The following is a 23,027-nucleotide window of genomic DNA, read 5'->3' as shown; positions in this document are numbered from 1 at the left end:
GGGGATCAAACCTATTGATGTGGAAGCCATGCAGAATGCTGCAGGGCGAGACCAACATGATCTGATGATCGGTATTTCGATTGCGGGAAAGCCGCCCCGCGGCCGAGCAGCCCGGATCAGGAACGGTTACCAGCGGATGACAACGACCCTCTCGTTGCCTTCGGCAAGTTCCACCGCCTCGGGCCGGTCATCATTTTGGATGCCCGTTCGCGCGTTTTCGACCACGTCGATGGCCACGATGTCGGCTGCGAAAGCTTCATCGACCTCGGCGACGAATATGGAGGCGTCCTGGGGAAGGTCTTTTAGTTTTTCCTGAAGCTCACGAACTTTCACGACGATCTCCCTTTTTATTCCCAACCTTCAAAGGAAGAGCCGGTTCCCATCGGCTTTTGCGGTGGCCAGCGGCTATGGCTCGCGATTTTCTGCTCGATTGACCCCCTCGCTGTTTTTTGCGACATCACGGGCGCCATTTCAGGCGGGCGGATGGAATGCGAATCGAATGACGCGCGCGATGCGCGCAGGATCGGGAATAACGTGATGAATGCCGATTTTTCAGTCCAGCGCGACATGATGATCGAAGGACAGCTGCGCACTCAGGACGTGACCTTTGTGCCGCTGATTCAAGCGATGCGAGAAATCCCGCGCGAGGCATTCGTGCCGGTCCGCCGCAGGAGCCTCGCCTATATGGACGAGGACCTGGAGATTTCGCCGGCCTCAGGAACTAGCCCGGCGCGCTATCTCATGGAGCCCGCGCGATTCGGCAAGCTGGTGCAGCTTGCGGACGTGAAGCCGAGCGACTTGGTTCTCGATATAGGCTGCGCGACCGGCTATTCCACGGCCGTATTGTCGAAGATTGCGAGTTTTGTTGTTGCTCTGGAATCCGATTCCGCGCTTGCGGAAACCGCCTCATCCCTGCTCACCGAACTTGATTGCGTGAATACCACTGTCGTCACTGGCCGCCTTGAGGAGGGCTATAGCAACGAATCCCCTTATGACGTAATTTTCCTGGGGGGCGCGGTCGACTATGTTCCCGACTCACTACTCGCCCAGTTGGCGGAAGGGGGACGCTTGGTGGCGGTGATCGGAAGGGGCAACGCCGCAAGGGCACATCTCTTCATCAAGGAAAGCGGGTTGGTTTCGTCGCGGGCGGACTTCAATGCCGCAATAAAGCCTCTGCCGGGCTTCGAGCTCGAAAAGGGGTTCGTGTTTTGAATTTTGGTCAAGACGTTGTTGCTCAAGCGCAACGGATTTGATCAGTTAGATGGTGTAACGTCCCAATTATGATTTGGGGCGCGTCCGTTTGACGGGGTGGCACTCTCGGCCGCTACGCCATAAACATCTGGGCGTCATCAACGTCCAAACCAGGAGGTGAGGTGGGTCGTGACATTCCTGCGAAGCCGTATTGTGGCTGCTCTGGCTGCAACGTCCATTATCTTATCCCCGATCCCCGCGAGTGCGGAGACCATCCTTGGTGCGCTCGCAAAAGCATACCAGAACAACTCCAGCCTTAACTCCTCGCGTGCGACGGTCCGGGTAACGGATGAGAATGTTGCGATCGCGAAATCTGGAATGCGGCCCAGAATTAACGGTACCGGCGCGATTCAATTGCAAAGTCGCGACAGCATCGAAATTCGTACCGGGCAATTTGGCATATCGCTTCAGCAGCCAATCTTCGACGGGTTTCAGACGCAGAACAATGTCCGGGCTTCCGAAGCACAGGTTCGTGCGGCCAACGAATCGTTGAGAAACGACGAACTCAACCTCCTCTTCGACGTGGCGACCGCCTATATGGACGTCATCCGCGACCGACAGATCGCCGGGTTGCGGGCGGAAAACCTCCAATTTCTTGAGGAGCAGGTCCGGTCCGCCCGTTCGCGGCTGGACGTCGGTGAAGGCACCCGTACCGACGTCGCGCAGGCCGAGGCCAGCCGACAGCTGGCGCTGGCGCAGCTAGCAGCAGCCCGTGCACAAGCTGCGGCAAGCGCTGCTACCTATCGTCAGCTCGTCGGAGAGGATCCGGGTACGCTCCAGGCTCCCGAGCCGCTGAGCAAGCTTTTGCCCGCAGGTCTCGATCAGGCGATAACGGTCGCGCTGGCCGAGCATCCTGCGATCGCAGCGAGACTGCATCAGGTCGATGTAGCGGCTTTCACGGTGAAATCCGCCGAAGGAACGCTGCTGCCGAATCTCTCCGCCTCCGCAAGCCTCACGGCCAGCCGCACTGACTCAAGCCCCTCGGCTCTGAGTGACGGAAGCCAGAATAGCGCCACGATCGGGCTCAACCTGACCATTCCGATTTACCAGGGCGGCGAAGCTTCCGCCCGCGTGCGGCAATCCAAGGAATCGCTTGGAAGGGCTCGGATCGATGTGGACGTCACCCGCGATCAGGTGCGCCAGGCAGTCACCTCCGCGTGGACCCGGTACCAGGCAGCGCGGGAGGCGGTAGCCGCCAATCGCGAGCAGGTCAGTGCCGCCCGGCTTGCGCTCAGCGGTGTGATCGAAGAACGCGATGTCGGCCAGCGCACCACTCTGGATGTTCTTAACGCTCAAGCCGACGTGATCAACGCACGTATCGACCTCGTCAATGCCCAGCACAGTGTAGTGGTTGCCAGTTATGCCATCGCTTCTGCGATGGGGCGCCTGTCTCCTTCCAGGCTGGGGCTCAATGTGGCCACCTACGACCCGCAGGAGCATTACAACGCGGTCAAGGACAAGTGGTACGGGCTAAGAACGCCGGATGGCAGGTAGAACTGCCTGATTATAGCCCAGCCGTCTCGCATGGTCATTTCTGTGCGAAAAGACAAGGAACTTCGTTGCGGGGATTCTCACTTGTCCGTGCCTTCGCTAGGCTAACATCATGATTCGAAACAGCCTCCTGCCTAGCGATGGGCAAGATGCGAACATGAGAACGGCGGCACGATGGCACAGGCAAGCACCGCACAGCAGCGTGAGCCCTCGATGGAGGAGATCCTCGCATCGATACGGCGCATCATAGAGGATAGTGAGTCTGGTCGTAAGGACGATCATCCCCAAGAACGGGAGACCACCTTCCGGAGCCTAAGCGACATTGAGGCTCTTCGACCGAGCTTTTCGGCCGTATCCCCTCTCGCTCCGCCAAATGTCATCGTTCATGAACCGGCCGATTCGCCCGAGGACGCGGCTGAATGGTCCGACGAGGCCCCCCAGGCACCACTGCAGGAACAGCCGACCCTCGACAATTTCGAAGCGGATGCGGATGAGGAAGGTGAGGATTTTGCCATGCCTATAGCGGCCAACATGCAGATTCCTCCGGTACCGAGCCAGGAGGAAAGTCCCGCGCCGCAACAGCACCACGCTGGAAATCCAGCTCAGGTCCATCTCTCAGAAACGGATCGTCGCCCGATCATCTCCAGAGCTCCGGGACGCAAAGTGGCTGCGGCATTCGAAGAGCTGAACGAGGCTCTGATTGCGAACCGGCGCAAGACTCTGGACCAGATGGCAGAGGACATGCTGAGGCCCATGCTCCAGGATTGGCTCGACAACAACTTGCCGCAATTGGTGGAACGACTCGTCCGCGAAGAGATCGAGCGCATCGCTCGCGGCATCTAGACTTCGTAACGAGTGCCGTCACCGCGCCGCCGAGCCAAGGCAGCGCGGAGGCATTGCCTGGGCTTCAAAAGCCCTGGCAGAACAGGGCTGTTGACTCGCCCGTACCCTTCCGCTTTACACCCAGCACAACAAGGCAGTCTCGGAAGCAACGCTGCTCTCCGTTAGGATTGCGTGGACAGAGACGGTGCTGCGTACAATCCATTCGGATTGATGCCGTTACCGAAGCACGGATCATTTCTATGCTGGACAAGACCTACGACGCAGCCAGTGTCGAGCCGAAAATCTCGCAACGCTGGGAAGAGGCAGGTGCATTCAGGGCAGGTGCTGGCGCGAAGCCCGGCGCCGAGACCTTCACCATTGTAATCCCGCCCCCCAATGTGACCGGCTCCCTGCATATGGGGCATGCGCTCAACAACACCCTGCAGGACATCATGGTCCGCTTCGAGCGCATGCGCGGCAAGAACGTGCTTTGGCAGCCCGGAATGGATCATGCCGGCATCGCGACGCAGATGGTCGTCGAGCGCCAGCTCATGGAGCGCCAGATCCATCGCCGCGATCTCGGCCGCGAGCAGTTCGTGGAAAAGGTCTGGGAGTGGAAGGAGCAATCCGGCGGCACGATACTGACGCAATTGAAGCGGCTTGGCGCCTCCTGCGATTGGTCCCGCGAACGCTTCACGATGGACGAGGGCCTGTCAGAGGCCGTTATCGAGGTCTTCGTGTCGCTCTACAAGAAGGGCCTGATCTACAAAGACAAGCGCCTGGTCAACTGGGATCCCAAGCTCCTGACCGCCATTTCCGACGTGGAGGTGGAGCAGATCGAGCTGAAGGGAAACCTGTGGCATCTGCGTTACCCGATCGAGGGGCTGCCTTTCGATGCGGACGATCCGTCCACATTCATCACCGTCGCCACCACCAGGCCGGAAACCATGCTGGGCGACACCGGTGTGGCGGTGCACCCGACAGATGAGCGCTACCGCCATCTCATTGGCCGGAACGTGATTCTTCCGATCGTCGGTCGGAAAATTCCCATCGTCGCAGACGAGTACTCCGACCCCGAGAAGGGGACCGGTGCGGTGAAGATCACGCCTGCACATGACTTCAACGATTTTGAGGTCGGGAAACGGCACGGCCTGCGCCTCGTCAATGTCATGGCGCCCGATGCTTCCATCAGCATTTTGGAGAACGAGGATTTTCTGGAAGGGCTCGACCCCACCGATGTCCAGCGCGACCTGTGGCAGCAGCTGCATGGATTGGACCGTTTCGAAGCCCGCAAACGGGTCGTGGCCGTCCTGGAGGAGGAAGGCTATCTCGCCGAGATCGAGCCGCATACACATGCCGTTCCCCACGGCGACCGGGGTGGCGTTCCGATCGAGCCATTCCTTACCGACCAATGGTATGTCGATGCAAAGACGCTTGCCCAGCCGGCCATTGAAGCCGTTCGAGCGGGGCGAACCGTTTTTGTGCCGAAGAATTGGGAAAAGACTTATTTCGACTGGATGGAGAACATCCAACCCTGGTGTATCTCACGACAGCTTTGGTGGGGGCACCAGATTCCGGCTTGGTACGGCCCTGACGGTCAAGTTTTTGTCGAGAAGGACGAAGAGACCGCACTGGAGGCAGCGATCCAGCATTATCTCTCCCATGAGGGTCCGTGGAAGGCCTGGGTGGAGGACAGGCTGGAGAACTTCGCGCCGGGCGAAATCCTGACGCGCGATGAGGATGTGCTGGATACCTGGTTTTCCTCGGCCCTCTGGCCCTTCTCCACGCTTGGCTGGCCGGAGAAGACCAAGGAACTTGCAACCTACTATCCCACTTCGGTTCTCGTCACCGGCTTCGACATCATCTTTTTCTGGGTGGCGAGAATGATGATGATGGGGCTCCATTTCACCGGCAAGGAGCCTTTCCACACGGTCTATGTGCATGCTCTTGTGCGCGACAAGAATGGCGCCAAGATGTCCAAATCCAAGGGCAATGTCATCGACCCTCTGGAGCTCATCGATCAATATGGCGCCGATGCGCTTCGTTTCACGCTGTCTATCATGGCTGCCCAGGGCAGGGACGTGAAGCTCGATCCAGCCCGTGTGGCCGGCTACCGGAATTTCGGGACGAAGCTTTGGAATGCGACGCGATTCGCGCAGATGAACGGCGCCGCGCGTGATGCTGGCTTCCGCCCGGAGCAGGCGAAGCTCGCCATCAACCGCTGGATCCTGACCGAGCTTACCCGCGCCAGCCGAGCCATTACCGAGGGGATTACATCCTATCGCTTCAATGAAGCGGCCGGCGCAGCTTACCGCTTCGTCTGGAGCCTGTTCTGCGATTGGTATCTGGAGCTGTTGAAACCTGTCTTCGCCGGCGATGATGAAGCGGCAAAAGTGGAAGCCCGCGCTTGCGCGGCCTATGTGCTGGATGAAATCTACAAGCTCCTGCACCCCATGATGCCATTCATGACCGAGGAGCTCTGGTCCTTGACCGGAGGCGAGGAGGGCCGGACAGATGTTCTCGCGCTTACCCCATGGCCGACGCTGAGCTTCGAGGATGAAGCAGCCGCAGAGGATATCAACTGGCTTGTCGAACTCGTCTCAGGCGTCCGGTCCGTTCGATCGGAAATGAATGTGCCGCCCGCGGCTGTCGCACCGCTCATTGCTGTGGGTGCCGCGGAAACCACGCGCGAGAGGCTTGGACGGCACGAGCCTGCCATTCGCAGATTGTCGCGCGTGGGAGAAGTCGGCTTTGCAGGTGAACCCCCAAAAGGTTCCGCGCAGCTCGTGGTGGGCGAAGCGACATTCTGCCTACCGCTCGGTGATCTCATTGATCTCAACGCCGAGGCAAGCCGGTTGGAGAAGGAAGTCGCACGGCTCAACGGGGAAATCGATCGGTTGGAAAAGAAGCTCGGCAACGAGAAATTTGTCGCCAATGCTCCCGAAGAGATCGTCGCAGCCGAACGAGAGAAGCTAAGCGAGTTTTCCGAAGCAAAATCCCGCTTGGAGGCAGCCCTCGCGCGAGTCCGCGAAGCATTGTAACGCTTACCGCTATCTCGACAACGGAAGGGACGCCCCGCATCGCCCCTTCCGCGAAGCTTGTGCGACCATTCTGGGACCAGTGCACCTGGCCGCGAAGCATTTGTTAAGCTTCTAATCTCATTTTTCTTAAGCGCTCTACATCGTAGATTTGCTTGCAAATCCTCTCACGTTATCATTTCAGTGGACCCGTCCGACAAATAGAGAGGTCGTATGTACTTCAATCGACTCGCATTCCCGGTCCTTGGCCTGGCATTGGCGACAACGAGCGCCCAGGCCGGAGGCTTCTCCCGGGGAACGGCAGACACGGACATTCTTTTCGAGGACGGGAACTTTAACTTTCGGGCCAGCGCCTATGTCGCGATTCCTCACCAGGAGTACCGTTCGGCACCGCGAAGGGCCCCCAATCCAAATCTGGTAGGCGAAAACTACCTGGACAATTATGTTATTCCGTCGGCCGCTGTGAAGTTCGGCTTTTCAGAGAACTTCGCCTGCGCGGGAACCTATACAGATTCCAATGGAGCCAGCTCCAGTTTCTCGGACCCCTACGGTGTTAGCGGCAAGCTATCGGAAGCATTCACGGTGGCAGAGTTTGGCGCCACCTGTGCGGTATTTCTTGACGCCGGGCGAGGGCGCCTCTCCTTTCTAGGGGGAGCCTTCATGGAGAAGTTCGATTATTCGTTGGATGGGCGCCCCACATTGCCTGGCCTCGGCCCTGTGCCTCTGAACATCGGCCTCGACAGTACGGCATATGGCTGGCGTGCCGGTATTGGTTATGAGATCCCGGACATCGCATTTCGCGCCCAGCTCCTCTATCGCTCCGGTACATCCCACGATGCCACGGGATCGGCGGCCACCCCGTTTATTCCAGGCGTCGCACTTCCGGCGGACGGCTCGGGCGAACTGCCCCAGAGCCTGGAATTGAGGCTACAGTCAGGGATCGCGCCCGGATGGCTTGCCTTCGGCTCGGTGAAATGGACGGATTGGTCGGTAAACGAAACGCTCAATCTTCGAGTGACAACCGGCATACCGGCGATCGGCAACCTGAACAGCCTGAACCAATATTACTGGCGCGACGGATGGACCATTACCGGTGGTGTAGGCCACGCGTTCAATGACAAGGTGTCTGGTCTGGTCAGTCTTCAATGGGATCGTGGCGTGAGCACCGGTTACGATCTGCGCACGGACAAATGGCTGCTTGCAGCGGGAACGAGCTTCAAGGACCAATGGGGTGGCGAGCTGCGGTTGGGAGGCGGCCTTTCCTACCTCACCTCTGCGGAGATTACAGAAGGACTCGAGGTCGGCGCGGCCGTGGATTCGGGCTGGGCTGCGATGTTCTCGGCCGGCTATAATGTAAAGTGGTAGCGCGCACAGAAACCATTTGGGCGTGACGTCGGAAAACCGCACTTTTGCAAACCGGAATCATTTCATCTCCAGAAGGTCGCGCATGCAGGTCTTCGGCTGAGCCCTATTGGTAGATCGAAAGCGTTGATGTCCAGATCGCCAAGCCGATGATCGCTACGAAGATCCAAAAGAGTCCATTGATAAGCATCCGGACCAGATCCCGGTTCTCTTCCTTGCTTACGTGAAACCTGTCAGCGATGAGTTCTCCCGGCAGGAGTATCAGCCGAAGAACGGCCTCCATCATTTCTCGCATGCTTTAAGCACCCCCAATCGGCGTCGTCACCTTGCCGGAACCTTCGCATTCAGGGCAGGGCTCACCATTTACCACGCCTGAACCTTGGCAACGGCGGCAGATGTTCTCGCCCGCACCCGGTGTGCCTTCCGGAACTGCATCTGCATTGCCCGCAGGCCTTCTCAGCTGACCATCCCTGCCAGACAAAGCATTCCGCACGCGCGCAACCTCCGCATCGCTGGAATTGATCGCTCGACCGCTGTCATCGGGCAGACCACCGCTGCTCTGAGCGATGCTTTCGTCCACCGGCCGATCGTTCGCCCCGGTGGTGATCTTTGGTTTCTTTGCCATTTTGTCCTCCTGGCCGCCTAACGCGCCAAAAGGGGTTTGGTGCGATGCTCCCGTGCTTTTTCTATTATGGCGCGTTGTTGCATCTTCGCCGTTGCTCTCCGCCTCTGATAGACTTAAACCGATTCGTAGCGCGTTTCGGCTGGAGAGTGGGAGGCCGACCACCGTGCTGCCTGTTCAGAGGTTGGGGGGACGATGCAAAACCATTCTCTCATTTGCGCATTCCTGATTGGGGCTGCCTTTCCCATACAGGCACATTCGGAAGAAAAAGATCTGCGCTTCCTGCAGCCGGGAATCCACGCGGACTGGCGGGAAGTCCGGCTTGGCGTCATGGCCTATGACCGTGGCTTCTTCTCGACGGATGACTTCAGCGGTATCGTCATCAATGGCGAATTCGCCTTTAGCTCACCCGATTTCCTGAGCAGTATCGGTTCACCCCGGCCCTATATCGGCTTCGACGCGGCCATTGCGGACGACCCGATCCATTTCGTCTATGCGGGCCTCAATTGGGACTTCCATCTCATCGGCAGCCTCTATCTGAGCACGAGTTTGGGCGGCGCGATCACCACGGCTGAAAACCTCGATGATCCGACCACTTATAAGGCGCTTGGATGCAGGACGCTGTTCCATCTCGGAGCGGCTATCGGCTACGACGTAGGGGAGCGCTGGACCGTGCAGGCCTACACGGATCATTTCTCGAATGGCGGCCTGTGCGGGGACGACAATAATGGCGCCGAAGCCACGGGGGTCCGGATCGGCTATCGTTTCTGACCCGATGTTCCGCCGCAGCCCTCAGGCTGGTTCAACCAGTCAGAATGCGAAAACGAGTGTCGCCGCAATGCTCATGGCGATCGAGAGGGCAAGGAAAGCCATATACGTTCTTGGGCGGTCGAAGAAGATCGCATAACCGGCCAACCACGCTGATGCGCCGGCGCCCAACGAGAATAAAAAGCCGTCGCGCTCTCCGAAGGCAATGGTGGCGGCCATGAGACCGCCAATCGTCACCGCGCCGAAGACGATGATGACCGCGACCGCATATGCCTCAAAACTATCATTCATGATTGTCCCTTTTAACGGCGAACTGTTTCGATGGTCGCTTCGGCCGTCTGCCTGGCGGAGGGAGTGGGATTCGAACCCACGGTGGACTCGCGCCCACGCCGGTTTTCAAGACCGGTGCCTTAAACCACTCGGCCATCCCTCCAAATATTGACTTCGTTAGCTTTTCCGGCCTTCGAGTGGAGCAATCTCACACCGCTTCTACCATTGGCTACCGAACGCACTTACCATTGAGCCTTTACCGCGCCCCTGATTGCTGCGTCAACCTGTTCTGCAGCGTCCCTCCGAATCCTGCTTTCTAGTGTGGGTATAAACGAGGCAGCACCGAGAACTGGAGGCAATCAGGGCCGGCCGTGATCTCATCCCCATCGTGCTCCACGATGACCAATGAATACGCTTCGCAGTGCCTTAAGCACCGCAATAGCACTGTCGCACTGACCGCACCAATTCTTCCCCATATGCGACTAAGAGTGCTATCCCGCCGGGTGCCCCGGCGGGATAGCCTTGTTCGATATTCCTGGTGCCGAGGCGAGGACTCCGCGACAATATCGGTCAGTCGCCGAGATTGACGTCTATGCCGCCGGACCCGATTTCGGCGGAAAGGCCGCTTGATCCACCAATACCGGCATTGATGCCGCTTGAATTGCCGCTGCCCGCACCCGAGCCACCGACGTCCACGTTGAGCCCTCCCGAGTTTCCGGTCGCGGCATCTTCTCCCACTCCAACGTTAATTCCTCCGCTCGCGCCGGAAGTTGCTCCGCTTCCTGCGCCGATATTTACGCCGCCTTCGTTGCTCCCAGCGGCTCCAGAGGTCAGACCGACATTCACTCCGCCGGCATTGCCGGAACCGGCGCCCGTGCCCAATCCTGCATTGATTCCGCCTGTATTGTCGGAAGCCGCGCCATCGCCCAGTCCGGCATTAATTCCGCCTGAATTGCCGGAAGCACCTCCTCCTGCTCCGATATTGATTCCGGAACTCGCTTTGTTGGCAGCAGTTGCGGGAGCTCCACCCCCACCCACTTGGCCCGGGCTCGCTCCTGCGCCTGGATTCGGTCCGGCTCCTTGCGTCGGACCAGGTCGGGTCGGCTGATTTGATGTGATTGCACAGCCGAAGGTCGCGATCTCTCGAAGCTGCGCGGGTGAAAGAGCGCTCGCAGGCAAATCGCAGGCATCCGCCTCGTCCGCGGTCGCCGATAGCGGCAAACCTGTCAAAGACAGTCCAATAAGAGAGGCCAAATAGAATTTCTTTAGCATGCTTTACTCCGTTGGATGACCTCCCACGTCCCAAGTGTCGAACACAATCGGCAGCAACATGTTCCGTTGTTTTACTGCGGTAGTGCTGCCATACACACACTGAAAACTTGTCAGGGATCGGTCCCATGCTGCTACAGCTGACCTAAACAGACCGAACCGCAATAGGAGCTTTGGAAAGGTTTGGACGCGCGGCAGAGAACCTTTACAACTCTCGGCCGCCGGATGGCGGAAAGGTGCGGCAGCTGCCAAGCCTCGGCAGGGCATTGGAATGCCCTTTGCATGGCAGAACGTTCGGAGCGTGCCGGCTTCGTGGCGCTATTGATTGCTGGCCAGTTTCATCATCACAATGCCTGTGACGATGAAGGCAGCGGCGAGCAAGCGCATCGGCGTTGCGGTCTCACCCAAGACCATAATGCCGACAAGGAACGCGCCAACTGCTCCAATACCCGTCCAGATCGTGTATGCCGTGCCGAGCGGCAACGTCTTCATCGAGACAGACAGCAGGGCAAAGCTGGCGATCATGGCAAGGATGGTGATCGCACTGGGTATGAACAAGGTGAAGCCGTCGGACTTCTTCATGAAGAACGCCCATACGATTTCCAGCAATCCCGCAAAAATCAGAAAAAACCAGGCCACAGCTCAAGCTCCTTGGAGCCGGGCCGTCCCGGACACTGATATTTGGGGAAAGGGAGGTCGTCCTCCCAACTCATAAGTATTAGTTTCATCTGCCGTTTCAAGATGCCGTGGTGCCTCGGGGAAAGACTACGCTCGATACATGCAGGTGAGCACGATGAAGATATGCCCGATCGCTGCTATCGACCGACCGCAATGACCGCCCGGGCGAAAGAATTGATGAAGGCGCTTTCGTAGCTACCGAACCCGCCAACGCTGGCAATCGGCTGGATCATAAACAGTTGAATTGGATAGGCGATCCCGGCCCTCGCGAATGGGCCGGGCCGTCCCGGAATGGTCATCAATGGCGCAAGTCGTCCTGCGCCCGCCTTCGATACCGGGTACTCACAGCAAGTCAAGGTTTTCGCCAGCGGATGCCGCGCGTGAAAAACAAACAAAAGTGCTTCGCTTGGCAGCGTCTTAAGACACAGCCTGTCGGCCGGGCATCCCCAACTCACCCGGCTCTCTTTACGCGAGACGGGCTCCCATACTACACTTTTGCCAGGTGCTTAAACATGCATCGCAGAGGCGTCCGGCGATGGCCTCCTAGCCAAGCAGAATTTGCAGCTTCTTGCCCTCTCAGTCGTGGTGACCGGTTCCGTGGTCAGCGCCGGCATATTCTCCCTCGGCAATACGCCTGCACCTTCGAGCAATTATCGCCTGGGTCGCACTTGACGTTTCCAGGACTCTCCTTGGAGAAAGCGTGATGTATCAACATATCCTGGCTGCGACGGATGGTTCCGATCTGGCAACAGCCGCAGTGAGCCATGCCGCGGGCATCGCTCGTGCGTTCAATGCCCAACTTACAATCGTCACGGTTCTACAGGGGCCCGTATTCGACGGCATGGCGGAGGTCGGCGCGATGCCACAATCCGTCTTCGATGAAGTACGCCGCGCCAATGTCGATCGGTGCTCGGCCATTCTTGAGAAAGCCGCAGATGCCGCCGGCCCGGGGTCACAAACCAAGATGGTTGAAAGTCTCAATGCGTACGAAGGGATTCTGGATACCGCCAAGAAGCTCGGCGCGGACCTTATCGTCATGGGCTCACACAGCCGCAATCCTCTCAGCCGGCTGATCCTCGGAAGCCAGGCTTTGAAGGTGGTCACACTATCGCAAGTCCCGGTCCTCATCGTCAGATAGGAATCGGGCGGCCGAACAGGCAGCCTTGATGACGGCGGGAACACTCAAGAGTATTCCCGCCCCGGCCAGAGAAAGCAGGAAGCCGTAGCAATCTTCGTTTTCCAAACACGCTAAACGGCTGCTCCACCCGGGATGGCGCGCGGCGCCGGTTCCTTGGCGTAAATCACCACCGCGAAGAGAATGACGCCGAGCAGAATAACCAAGGAAGCGATCGCGGTGAGCGGTTCGAATGCCGTATAGCCCAAATAGAGCAGATAAAGAGACGGCACGATGACGACGACCCCGATCGTGTACACCCAATATTGAATTGTGGCGAGCTTCCCCTGTGCCTTGGCGGGGTTCAAGGCATAATAACCGCCGAAGATGGCCATCGTGACCCATCCCAGGAGATTGGCGTGCGCATGTGGGCCGATGACGTTGTGGTCACCCGAGATCGCCATCTGAAGGCCCATCGCGATACCGACCAACAGAAAAACGATCGCTGTCTTAAAGTACAAGCTGGCGAGGTGCGGCATCTTTCTTTCCTCCCGATTCCTCATAACCTCGAAGATCAAGTATATACCTCGCACAGGCCCCACGAAAGCTGCAGCAATAGAAAATAGTCCCTGTCGTCCAACTCATCAAAGAGGAGTAGCGGCGGCACGGAAAGTCTTCCGCTCCGCCGTGAGCCGCTCCATAACGATGAGGCTATGCGCAGATAGCCCGGCCCGCGTCCCGAAACCGTTCATCATATGTAACACTTATTTTTGCCAATTTACTGCCATAGTTGATTCAGATCCTTATAACGATTTCGTGCGCATGAGAGGGACCAGCCAACATGGGTCATGCGTGCAATCGAAGGGGCATCTTTTGAAAGATTGCATTTGGGGAAAATACCAGGTGATTGCTGAACCTCGTTCGAGGGGAAACCGGAAGAACTCCTATCTCGCTTTCGCCGGCATTGCCGCGCTTTCGGTTTTGCTGGCCGGCTGCGGAAGCACCGTTCAGGAAGCGTCCGTCAAGAGATCCAAAGAGTATTTCGCCGAATCAAAATACGGGGTGAAGGCAAGTCCGCGGGTCGCTTACGGCGCTTCCAAGCTGCCAAGAGGCGGCGGACGCTATCAGGTCGGCAAGCCATACCAGATCAAAGGCCGTTGGTATCGTCCGAAGGAAGATCCCGATTACAAGGCCGAGGGTGCGGCCTCCTGGTACGGAGACGCGTTTCATGGCCGGCTAACGGCAAATGGCGAAGTATACGATATGACGCATCTGACGGCGGCGCATCCAACCATGCCGCTGCCGAGCTATGCGCGTGTTACCAATCTGGAAAACGGCAGCTCCGTTGTCGTCCGTGTGAATGATCGAGGCCCCTTCGAGAAAGGGCGTGTTATCGACCTATCGAAGCGGGCGGCCGAATTGCTCGATTATACGCATTCGGGCGTGGCCCAGGTGCGCGTTGAATATGTCGGCCCTGCACCGCTGGAGGGGCGGGACGATTCGTTTCTCCTGGCTTCCTACCGTCCCGGGGGCGCAGCACCCGATCCCTCGGACGGTCTCCCGACCGGCGTGATGGTGGCCATGGCTGGCCCTACACCAACACAGCCAGTACCGGCTGCCACCTTGGCCTTCGCAAGCCAGCCCGGACTTGCGGAAACCGGCGGCACTGTCGCGCTACCCGCAGTGGGGCCACTTGTGCCCGACCGGCCCACAGCGGCGCCCGTCCCAGGAAACGATATTGATGTCGCGCTCCTTTCCTATGCAAGCCAGCGCGTGAGCTCTGCCTCCCAAGCCTTTGATTCAGTACTGAATACAGAGCTTGATGAGCGGGCGATTGCCGATTGGTGGTCCGCGAGGAACGTGGACGCGCCTCAGAAGATCAACGGTCCCTACGTCAATCTCGGCACCTGGAGTTCACAGACCGAAGCCGAGCGTATCATGCAACCTCTCGCATCGCTCGGAAAAATCCTGATCGAGCGACAGGTGAGCCCGGAGGGGCCGGTCTATGTTGTTTCCCTGGTGCCCGATGGTCATGCGGGACTGGACGATATGCTTCAGGCGGCCTGGGCAGCTGGTGCCGCAGACGCTTTCGCAGTCCGCGATTAAAGAGATTCTGAACCGAAAAACACACACAAACGCCGGGTGGGCTTGAACAGCCCGCCTAGCGTCTGCATGTTATTGAAAAAGTTACCAGGAAACAGGGTTCTCATGGTGAGGCTGGTCGCCATCTGCATATTGCTCGCAGCCCTGGCGCCGACATTTCCTGCACGGGCCCAGGGTTTCGAAACGAAGGCGGCCCAAGCCTTTCTGCTCGACGCGGACACCAACGCGATTCTTTATTCAAAGAATGCCGACGAGCTTTTTCCGCCCGCTTCCCTCGCAAAGCTCATGACAGCGGAGCTTCTCTTCAGAGCGCTCGAGACAGGTCAGCTTTCTCTTCAACAAGAATTGCCGGTGAGCGAACATGCATGGCGGACCGGCGGAGCTCCGTCGGGAACGGCGACCATGTTTGCGGCGGTAAAATCGTCGGTGCCCGTTGAGGCGCTCATGCAGGGTATCATCGTGCAGCAAGCCAATGACGGTTGCATCATCCTTGCTGAGGGCATGGCTGGTTCGGAGGAGGCTTTTGCTCGCTTGATGACGCAAAGAGCGCGAGAGCTGGGACTTTCCAAATCCACCTTCGTGAACCCGACGGGTTTGCCGGCAGAGGGCCAACAAATCACCGCGCGCGAGGTAGCCCTCCTTTCGCAGCATCTTTGGCGGAGATACCCGAAATATTACCATTATTTTGGCCAAGAGGATTTCGAATGGAACCGCATCCGCCAGCGCAACCGCGTGTTGCGCCTTGGGATCGGTGCTGATGGCTTGGCGCTTGGCTTCACCGAGGGGCATGGTTACGCGATAGCGGCCTCCATGGAGCGCGCGGGGAGGCGTCTTTTCGCCGTCCTGGCCGGCATTCCCGAAGAGAAAGAACGCCCCGAGGAGGCACGCAAGCTGCTCGAATGGGGTTTCAGTGCTTTTAGTAAGCGCCAACTCTTCCGGGCCGGGGAGATCGTTGGTGAAGCCAGCGTCTATGGCGGCGCCAGGGGCAGCGTGGCCCTTCGCACTTCCGGTCCTCTATCCGCGCTTCTGCCGACTGGCGATAGCCAGCGCTATTCAGCGCGCATCGTTTATAACGGGCCGGTTGCCGCTCCCATCGATGAGGGAATGGCCATCGGCACGCTGCAGATCTGGATCGATGAGAAGTTGAGCCAGGAGACGCAGCTTTATGCCGCCGAATCCGTTGATGAGGGAAGCCTGCGACAGAGGGCGCTAGGCGCGGTCGAAGAGCTCCTCGTCGGATGGATGCGATAGCTTCCGCATTGGACCTTCGCACATTGGATGATTATGAAGAATGCGCCCGAAGCAAGCGCGCAACGAGGAAATGGTGCCCCGAGGTTTTTTCATTACATTCGAAGGAGGCGAGGGCGCCGGGAAATCCACGCAGATCCGCTTGTTGGCTGAGCGGCTGCGGTCCGAAGGACATGAGGTTGTGACAACCCGCGAGCCTGGCGGTTCGCCCGGCGCGGAGGCCATCCGGCATGTGCTCCTGACCGGTGCGGCGGAACCGTTCGGCCCTTCGCTCGAAGCGATCCTCTTCGCGGCAGCAAGGTCCGATCATGTGGAGCAGGTCATCCGCCCGGCGATCAAGCGGGGCGCCATCGTGCTTTGCGACCGGTTCATCGATTCCTCGCGGGTGTATCAAGGGGTCACGGGGGGCCTCGAACCGGACTTCATGGCGGCCCTGGAGCGGGTGACCATCAACGGGGTCATGCCCGATCTTACGATCATCCTCGATATCGATCCCGAGGAGGGGCTGCGCCGAGCCACAGAGCGCCGAGGGCAGGGGACTGCAGACCGATTTGAAAAAGAAACCCTGCACGTTCACAGGCGCCGTCGTGAGGCGTTTCTCGACATCGCCGCGAGAGAGCCGTGGCGGTGCATTGTCATCGACGCGTCCGGATCGGAAGAAGAGGTCTCGGCAGCTGTGGCCGAGGCCGTTAAGAAAAGCTTGTGGGAGGTACCTGCGGAAAAGATTGGGGAAACGGACAGTGTTTGAACGCCGCGCGCCCGAGCAGTACGACAGTCTGCCGGAAATACCGGAACCGGCAGAAAACCCGTCTCTGTTCGGCCATCTGAACGCACGCGCCATGCTCGCGGGCGCCTACCGGTCAGGGAAGCTGCACCATGCGCTTTTGTTCGCGGGCAGGCAGGGGATCGGCAAAGCCACGCTTGCCTTTCACCTGGCCTATCATGTTTTCGTCAATCCCGACCACCGGTCGGCGCCTCCAGCGCTTTCCGAAATCGATCCCGATGCACAGGCCTTCCGTTTGGTTGCGCAGGGGGCTCACCCAGGCCTTCTCCACCTGACACGCCCTTATGTCGAGCGGGACAAGAAGTTCAAGACCGTCATCACAGTCGACGAGATCCGCCGCGTCAGCCGCTTTCTCTCCCTTACGCCGCCCGATGGCGGTTATCGCGTCGTGATCGTCGACCCGGCCGACGACATGAACACCAATGCGGCAAATGCTCTTCTTAAGAATCTGGAGGAGCCACCGCCGCGCACCATCTTCATCCTGATCGCGCATTCTCTGGGTCGTCTCCTTCCCACGATCCGCTCCCGTTGCCAGGTCTACAAACTGGATCCGCTTCCCTCCGATTCTCTGGAGGAACTGCTTCAAGGCCTCGGCGCAAATCTGCCGGAAGGAAGCGATGAGCGGCGCCTGCTCCTCGATAGGGCGGGTGGGAGTGCCCGCGATGCAATCCTGCTTACCGAATTCGGCGGCCTCGAAATCGAGCAGGTGATCGAGCGCATTCTCGGGCAGCGGCGGTTCGACGTCGCCGAAGCTCACAAACTGGCCGAAGCCGCTAGCGGACGCGAACGCCAGGTGCAGTTTGCTCTTTTCAACCGCGCCCTGCTCGATCGCCTGGCCGATGCCGCATCAAGGGCTGTATCAGCAGGAGCTGTGAGCCAGGCCGAGCGTTTTGCGGTCCTCTGGGGAGAAACCGCCGAAACGGTCCGCCAGGTCGAGATCTTCAACCTGGATCGGAAACAGCATGTGGTGATGTCTCTGAACAGGCTGCACCGAGCGATGCACGAGCTTGTCCCAAGTTAAGCGCCCAAAGCATGGCAATCCGCGCCACGATGCGCTATCTGGGCGCAAGCCAAATATCGACTAGAGCATTCTCCTGATGACGCGCGAAACTTTCTATATCACCACGGCCATTTCCTACCCGAATGGGCGCCCGCATATTGGCCATGCCTATGAGCTTATCGCAACGGATGCACTGGCGCGCTTCCAGCGGTGCGATGGCAAGGACGTGATGTTCCTGACGGGCACGGACGAGCACGGCATCAAGATGCTGCAGACCGCACGCAAGGAAGGCATCAGCGCGCGCGAACTCGCTGACCGCAATGCGCCGGAATTCCAGCGGATGGCAAAGGTGCTGAACGCCTCCAACGACGATTTCATCCGCACCACCGAGGAGCGCCACCATCTAGCCTCCCAGGCCATTTGGAAAGCCATGGCGGAAAAAGGCGACATTTACCTCAGCAGCTATTCCGGCTGGTATTCCGTGCGCGACGAAGCCTATTACGGCGAGGACGAGACCCGGGTTGGTGAAGACGGCGTCCGCTATGGGCCCCAGGGCACACCGGTCGAATGGGTGGAGGAAGAAAGCTATTTCTTCCGCTTATCCGCCTACCAGGACCGTCTTCTCAAGCTTTACGAGGACAACCCGGAATTCATCGGGCCAGCCGAGCGTCGCAACGAGATCGTCAGCTTCGTCCGTTCCGGGCTGCGGGACCTTTCCATCTCCCGCACCACATTCGACTGGGGCGTTCCCGTACCGGGCGACGAGAAGCATGTGATGTATGTATGGGTGGACGCGCTCACCAACTACATCACCGCCCTCGGCTACCCGGATGAAAACACCGACCGCTGGCGCTATTGGCCAGCCGACGCTCATGTGATCGGAAAGGACATCATCCGCTTCCATGCCATTTATTGGCCTGCATTCCTGATGTCTGCCGGCATTCCCCTGCCAAAACGCGTGTTCGGCCATGGTTTCCTTTTCAACCGCGGGGAGAAGATGTCGAAGTCGGTCGGCAATGTCATCGACCCCTTCGCGCTCGTGGATCATTACGGCCTCGACCAGGTCCGCTACTTCTTCCTGCGCGAGGTCCCGTTCGGCCAGGATGGCAGCTACAGCCACGAGGCAATCGTCAATCGCACCAATGCCGATCTCGCAAATGATCTCGGCAATCTGGCCCAGCGTTCTCTCTCGATGATTGCCAAGAATTGCGGAGGCGTCGTGCCGGCGAAAGGGGAGTTCTCGTCGGCCGACGAGGCCATTCTCGATCAGGCCCACGCGGCGCTCGCCAGCGCGCGGGAAGCGATGAGCAGGCAGGCGATCCACTCCGCTCTGGCGGCGATTTTCGAGGTGGTTGCGGAAGCAAATCGCTATTTTGCCGCCCAAGAGCCTTGGGCGCTGAGGAAGACGGACCCGGCTCGCATGGAGACCGTGCTTTTCACCACCGCTGAGGTGTTGCGGCGCGTCGCGATCCTCTGCCAGCCTTATATTCCGGGTTCAGCGGAGAAACTTCTGGACCTGCTTTCGGTGCCGCAGGATCGCCGGCGCTTTGCCGATCTGAGCGAAGCCGGAATGCTTGTGCCGGGAACTCCGCTTCCGACGCCTCAGCCTGTTTTCCCACGCTATATCGAGCAGGAAGGGCAGGGGGCCTGAATGCTGGTCGACAGCCACTGCCACCTCGACTTTCCGGACTTCGAGGCGGAGCGCGACGAAGTCATCGCCCGCGCCGGCGAAGCAGGGGTGGAGCTGATGGTGACCATCTCCACCCGTGTCAGAAAATTCGATTCTGTTCGCTTGATCGCGGAGCAGTACGATAATGTCTACTGCACGGTCGGCACTCACCCACACAATGCGGCTGAGGAGAGCGACATCACGGCTGCCGACCTGATCAGGCTTGCCGAACACCCCAAGGTTGTCGGGATCGGGGAGGCGGGCCTTGATTACTTTTACGACCATTCCCCACGCGCCGCGCAGGCCAAAGGCTTTCGCACGCATATCGAAGCCGCCCGAGAGACAGGGCTGCCTCTCATTATTCATGCGAGGGATGCGGACGACGATGTTGCAACGATCCTGCGTGAGGAAACCGAGAAGGGCGCCTTTCCCTTCATCCTCCACTGTTTTTCTTCCGGTCCGGCGCTCGCCCGGGTTGGCGTGGAGCTTGGCGGCTATATTTCGTTCTCGGGAATCCTGACCTTCAAGAATTCCGATGCGCTGCGCGACATAGCTGCCTTTGTGCCTCGGGAGAGGCTTCTGGTTGAGACCGATGCGCCCTATCTCGCGCCGGTGCCGTATCGCGGCAAGCGCAACGAGCCGGCATTCGTGGCGCATACGGCAGCAGTGCTCGCGGAGACCATCGGGCTTTCGGTCGAGGAGACAGGGAGGCTTACCACGGAGAATTTCTTCCGTCTCTTCACGAAAGTTCCGCGCCGTCCGCGGGAGAGGGCGTGAATGGGCGATCGCATACGGCTGACGATCCTCGGATGCGGCTCTTCGCCCGGAGTGCCGCGTCTCGTCGGCGACTGGGGTGCCTGCGACCCGAATAACCCCAAGAATCACCGGTTGCGCGCCGCGGCCCTGATCGAGCGGATAAAACCTGACGGCCGCACCACGCGCGTGGCTATTGATACCGGTCCCGATTTCCGCACGCAGATGATCTCGGCGGCGGCGACGACCCTGGATGCGGTGGTCTATACGCATCCGCATGCGGACCACATCCACGGCATCGACGACCTGCGCAGCTATGTGCTCGCGCAGCGCCGCCTGATGGACATTTATGCGGATGAACAGACTTTGGTGAGGCTGAAGGAAGCCTTCCGCTACTGCTTCGAGACCCCGCAGGGCAGCAATTATCCGCCCATTGTGCTGCCGCATCGTATCGACCACGACCGGCCATTCACCATCACCGGCGAAGGCGGACCACTTACATTCACGCCACTCCCGCAGATCCATGGTGATATCCGATCGCTCGGTTTCCGTGTGGGTGACATTGCCTATTGCTCCGATGTGAGCAGCTTTCCTCCAGAGACGCCGCCGCTCTTGCAGAGTCTCAAACTTCTAGTGATCGACGCGCTGCAATACAGGCCGCATCCAAGCCATTTCTCGCTCGGCGAAGCACTGGAGTGGATCGAGCGACTGAAGCCTGAACGCGCCGTTCTCACCCATATGCACACGCCGCTCGACTACGAAGCAGTGCAGCGGGAAACTCCTGATAATGTCGATCCAGCCTATGATGGCATGGTGATTGAAGTTGAAGCAGCAGACTATTGAATAATAAGGGGGATCCAGTGTCTAAAAGCATCGAGCGCGTCGCGGCGGCAGCCGCTCAAGCCGGCCTTGCCGTCGAAATCAAGCGGATGGGAGAATCGACCCGCACCGCTGAGGAAGCAGCGAACCAGTGCGGCTGCGAAGTCGATCAGATCGTGAAGTCCCTGATATTTGCGGGCAAGGAGTCGGGCCGGCTCTACCTGTTCCTGATCTCTGGCAGCCGCAAGCTCGATGTCACGAAGGCCGGCAAGCTCGCAGGTGAAGACTTGGAACGCGCTGATCCGCGTGTCGTGCGTGAAGAGACGGGATTTGCTATCGGCGGCGTTTCGCCGCTCGGCCAGCCGGACAGCGTTCGCCGTTATGCCGACGAAACGCTGTTGCGGTTCGAGCTGGTCTGGGCGGCGGCGGGTGCCCATGACGCGGTTTTCGCCGCAGAACCGAAAGCGCTGATCGCTGCAGCCGGCGCAGATGTGGCCGATATCAGTTCCTGATACGCGACCGCCACAATCCATGTAGGGTCGTAGGTGAGTTCCATAATCTATCTTATGCGATCAGATATTGTAGCCGCAAAGTTAAAGTGTCCTGTTTCTGCAATGTAAGAATGTCACTCTCCCCGGGTTTAGATGACCTGGGAGATTGCGGATGGGATTGATTGCGATGAGCGAGCGTGATCTGCAGCGGATTGAGGTTTTGTCGAAGGTCATCGATGGTCGGATGACGCTGGTAACGGCCGCTCATGTTCTGGGGTTAAGCACGCGCCAGGTGCGTCGACTGCTGGAGCGGATCCGGACGGATGGTGCCGCATCGATCCGGCACAAGGCGATTGGTCGGCCATCGAACAACCGGATCAGCGACGGCGTTCGGGATTATGCAGTAACGCTGGTTCGCGAACGCTATGCCGACTTTGGTCCGACGCTAGCGGCAGAGAAGCTTGCCGAGCGCGATGGCTTGCGGGTGTCGCGCGAGACCTTGCGCAAATGGATGTCGGAGGCCGGACTTTGGCTGTCGCGCAAGCAGCGGCGCACCTTCCACCAGCCACGATTGCGACGCGAGGCCTATGGCGAGCTGGTGCAGATCGATGGATCGGAGCACCGCTGGTTCGAGGATCGCGGTGATCCATGCTCGCTGCTGGTGTTCATCGATGATGCGACGGGCAAGCTGATGCAGTTGCGTTTCGTGCGCTCGGAAAGTGCGTTCAGCTATTTCGAGGCGCTGGAGCTTTATCTCAAAGATCATGGTGCTCCGGTCGCCTTCTATTCCGACAAGCATTCCGTGTTCCGGGTGGCGAAGAAAGACGCCAAGGGCGGCCAGGGCATGACCCAGTTCGGGCGTGCGCTTTCAGAGCTAAACATTGAGATCCTTTGTGCAAATTCGAGCCAGGCGAAGGGCCGTGTCGAGCGGATGAACCGGACGCTGCAGGACCGTTTGATTAAGGATCTGCGCCTGGAGGGCATCTGTGGCATGGACGACGGCAACGCCTTCCTGCCTCGGTTCATGGAGGGCTATAACCGGCAGTTTGCCATTACCCCTGCCCGACCTGATGACCTGCACCGGTCGCTGAATCTTGCCCCGGATCGGCTCAAGGAGATCCTGTGCAAACGCGAGCAGCGCTACGTCGGTGCGCAGCTGACGTTTTCGTTCGAGCGCCAGCGGATCATGCTTGAGGAGACCGAGGTGACGCGCGGGCTGGTCGGTCGCTATGTCGAGACCTACGCCTATGCCGACGGCCGGCTGGATGTGCGGTGGAAAGGCCATTCCCTGCCCTACCGGGTATTCGACAAGGACCAGCGGGTGACGCATGCGGCGATCACCGAGAACAAGCGGCTCGGTGATGTCCTGGCCTANATCAAGGCGCGCCAGGACGAGCGGCCGGCGCCGAAGGTGAAGACGAACAGCGAGAAGATCGGCTACCGACCGCGTGGCCGCAAGCCGGGCAAGCGGACGG

Annotated in this window: 23 protein-coding genes and 1 tRNA gene; 16 read left to right on the top strand and 8 right to left on the bottom strand. The window is 59.2% G+C overall.

The window, feature by feature from the left end; translation table 11 throughout:
* Window positions 1-126 precede the first annotated feature (126 nt).
* Complete coding sequence (locus CHEJ32_RS0118635) at window positions 127-333, bottom strand: hypothetical protein (protein WP_028035138.1); 207 nt, start codon at window positions 331-333, stop codon at window positions 127-129.
* A gap of 204 nt (window positions 334-537) precedes the next feature.
* On the opposite strand from CHEJ32_RS0118635, the gene CHEJ32_RS0118630 reads away from it, so the two are divergent.
* The 5 genes from CHEJ32_RS0118630 to CHEJ32_RS27795 all read left to right on the top strand — a co-directional run bounded on the left by CHEJ32_RS0118630 (window position 538) and on the right by CHEJ32_RS27795 (window position 7,967).
* Entirely contained in the window at window positions 538-1,212 is a 675-nt protein-coding gene (locus tag CHEJ32_RS0118630) for a protein-L-isoaspartate O-methyltransferase (RefSeq protein ID WP_028035137.1), read from the top strand.
* A gap of 168 nt (window positions 1,213-1,380) precedes the next feature.
* Entirely contained in the window at window positions 1,381-2,745 is a 1,365-nt protein-coding gene (locus CHEJ32_RS0118625) for a TolC family outer membrane protein (protein WP_028035136.1), read from the top strand.
* A 171-nt stretch (window positions 2,746-2,916) separates the two neighbouring features.
* Window positions 2,917-3,585: a PopZ family protein gene (locus CHEJ32_RS0118620; RefSeq protein ID WP_028035135.1), complete on the top strand. Its 669-nt coding sequence runs from the start codon at window positions 2,917-2,919 to the stop codon at window positions 3,583-3,585.
* A gap of 239 nt (window positions 3,586-3,824) precedes the next feature.
* A complete protein-coding gene (locus tag CHEJ32_RS0118615) occupies window positions 3,825-6,605 on the top strand; it encodes a valine--tRNA ligase (RefSeq protein ID WP_028035134.1) in 2,781 nt (926 codons plus the stop codon).
* A gap of 657 nt (window positions 6,606-7,262) precedes the next feature.
* Complete coding sequence (locus tag CHEJ32_RS27795; protein ID WP_245261190.1) at window positions 7,263-7,967, top strand: outer membrane protein transport protein; 705 nt, start codon at window positions 7,263-7,265, stop codon at window positions 7,965-7,967.
* A 103-nt stretch (window positions 7,968-8,070) separates the two neighbouring features.
* Here the strand turns inward: CHEJ32_RS27795 and CHEJ32_RS0118605 are convergent, their stop codons facing one another.
* Together CHEJ32_RS0118605 and CHEJ32_RS27470 are read right to left on the bottom strand one after the other, a co-directional pair.
* Window positions 8,071-8,250, bottom strand: a complete 180-nt coding sequence (locus CHEJ32_RS0118605; protein ID WP_028035132.1) for a hypothetical protein — start codon at window positions 8,248-8,250, stop codon at window positions 8,071-8,073.
* Window positions 8,251-8,262: 12 nt separating this feature from the next.
* On the bottom strand, window positions 8,263-8,589 hold the full coding sequence (locus tag CHEJ32_RS27470; RefSeq protein ID WP_034658768.1) for a hypothetical protein: 327 nt from the start codon (window positions 8,587-8,589) through the stop codon (window positions 8,263-8,265).
* Between the two features lie 192 nt (window positions 8,590-8,781).
* Between CHEJ32_RS27470 and CHEJ32_RS0118595 the strand changes: the two genes are divergently transcribed.
* Window positions 8,782-9,357 (top strand): acyloxyacyl hydrolase, encoded by a 576-nt coding sequence (locus CHEJ32_RS0118595; protein ID WP_028035131.1) that lies wholly within the window; start codon window positions 8,782-8,784, stop codon window positions 9,355-9,357.
* A 39-nt stretch (window positions 9,358-9,396) separates the two neighbouring features.
* On the opposite strand, the gene CHEJ32_RS0118590 is transcribed toward CHEJ32_RS0118595, so the two are convergent.
* The 4 genes from CHEJ32_RS0118590 to sugE all read right to left on the bottom strand — a co-directional run bounded on the left by CHEJ32_RS0118590 (window position 9,397) and on the right by sugE (window position 11,532).
* Complete coding sequence (locus tag CHEJ32_RS0118590; RefSeq protein WP_028035130.1) at window positions 9,397-9,645, bottom strand: hypothetical protein; 249 nt, start codon at window positions 9,643-9,645, stop codon at window positions 9,397-9,399.
* Between the two features lie 52 nt (window positions 9,646-9,697).
* Window positions 9,698-9,787, bottom strand: a tRNA-Ser gene (locus tag CHEJ32_RS0118585).
* Between the two features lie 407 nt (window positions 9,788-10,194).
* The gene (locus CHEJ32_RS26375; RefSeq protein ID WP_156936748.1) at window positions 10,195-10,662 is read right to left on the bottom strand and encodes a hypothetical protein; all 468 of its coding nucleotides are present in this window, start codon (window positions 10,660-10,662) and stop codon (window positions 10,195-10,197) included.
* A gap of 549 nt (window positions 10,663-11,211) precedes the next feature.
* The gene (sugE, locus tag CHEJ32_RS0118575; RefSeq protein WP_028035129.1) at window positions 11,212-11,532 is read right to left on the bottom strand and encodes a quaternary ammonium compound efflux SMR transporter SugE; all 321 of its coding nucleotides are present in this window, start codon (window positions 11,530-11,532) and stop codon (window positions 11,212-11,214) included.
* Window positions 11,533-12,274: 742 nt separating this feature from the next.
* Between sugE and CHEJ32_RS0118565 the strand changes: the two genes are divergently transcribed.
* Window positions 12,275-12,709 (top strand): universal stress protein, encoded by a 435-nt coding sequence (locus tag CHEJ32_RS0118565; protein ID WP_028035128.1) that lies wholly within the window; start codon window positions 12,275-12,277, stop codon window positions 12,707-12,709.
* 110 nt (window positions 12,710-12,819) lie between these two features.
* Here CHEJ32_RS0118565 and CHEJ32_RS25310 read toward each other — a convergent pair whose 3' ends face one another.
* Window positions 12,820-13,224 carry a hypothetical protein gene (locus CHEJ32_RS25310; protein WP_034658767.1) on the bottom strand — a complete coding sequence of 135 codons (405 nt, stop codon included), beginning with the start codon at window positions 13,222-13,224 and terminating at the stop codon, window positions 12,820-12,822.
* A 364-nt stretch (window positions 13,225-13,588) separates the two neighbouring features.
* Here CHEJ32_RS25310 and CHEJ32_RS0118555 point away from each other — a divergent pair, with 364 nt between their 5' ends.
* The 9 genes from CHEJ32_RS0118555 to CHEJ32_RS0118515 all read left to right on the top strand — a co-directional run.
* The gene (locus CHEJ32_RS0118555; protein ID WP_028035127.1) at window positions 13,589-14,791 is read left to right on the top strand and encodes a septal ring lytic transglycosylase RlpA family protein; all 1,203 of its coding nucleotides are present in this window, start codon (window positions 13,589-13,591) and stop codon (window positions 14,789-14,791) included.
* A 102-nt stretch (window positions 14,792-14,893) separates the two neighbouring features.
* The gene (locus CHEJ32_RS0118550) at window positions 14,894-16,039 is read left to right on the top strand and encodes a D-alanyl-D-alanine carboxypeptidase family protein (protein ID WP_028035126.1); all 1,146 of its coding nucleotides are present in this window, start codon (window positions 14,894-14,896) and stop codon (window positions 16,037-16,039) included.
* Between the two features lie 70 nt (window positions 16,040-16,109).
* Window positions 16,110-16,784 carry a dTMP kinase gene (gene tmk / locus CHEJ32_RS0118545; RefSeq protein ID WP_371179813.1) on the top strand — a complete coding sequence of 225 codons (675 nt, stop codon included), beginning with the start codon at window positions 16,110-16,112 and terminating at the stop codon, window positions 16,782-16,784.
* Window positions 16,777-17,841, top strand: a complete 1,065-nt coding sequence (locus CHEJ32_RS0118540) for a DNA polymerase III subunit delta' (RefSeq protein WP_028035124.1) — start codon at window positions 16,777-16,779, stop codon at window positions 17,839-17,841. Before tmk ends, CHEJ32_RS0118540 begins: the two co-directional genes overlap by 8 nt.
* A gap of 76 nt (window positions 17,842-17,917) precedes the next feature.
* Complete coding sequence (gene metG, locus CHEJ32_RS0118535; RefSeq protein ID WP_028035123.1) at window positions 17,918-19,471, top strand: methionine--tRNA ligase; 1,554 nt, start codon at window positions 17,918-17,920, stop codon at window positions 19,469-19,471.
* Window positions 19,472-20,266: a TatD family hydrolase gene (locus tag CHEJ32_RS0118530; RefSeq protein ID WP_028035122.1), complete on the top strand. Its 795-nt coding sequence runs from the start codon at window positions 19,472-19,474 to the stop codon at window positions 20,264-20,266.
* The gene (locus CHEJ32_RS0118525; protein WP_028035121.1) at window positions 20,267-21,085 is read left to right on the top strand and encodes an MBL fold metallo-hydrolase; all 819 of its coding nucleotides are present in this window, start codon (window positions 20,267-20,269) and stop codon (window positions 21,083-21,085) included.
* Window positions 21,086-21,102: 17 nt separating this feature from the next.
* Entirely contained in the window at window positions 21,103-21,573 is a 471-nt protein-coding gene (locus tag CHEJ32_RS0118520) for a YbaK/EbsC family protein (RefSeq protein WP_028035120.1), read from the top strand.
* Window positions 21,574-21,724: 151 nt separating this feature from the next.
* The coding region (locus CHEJ32_RS0118515) for an ISNCY family transposase (protein WP_028035119.1) at window positions 21,725-23,027 on the top strand (1,303 nt) is incomplete at its 3' end.

Origin of the sequence: Chelativorans sp. J32 (assembly GCF_000518985.1) — a bacterium.
In the GTDB taxonomy this organism is placed as follows: Bacteria; Pseudomonadota; Alphaproteobacteria; order Rhizobiales; family Rhizobiaceae; genus Chelativorans.
This window is presented reverse-complemented; position numbering and strand designations above follow the sequence as displayed.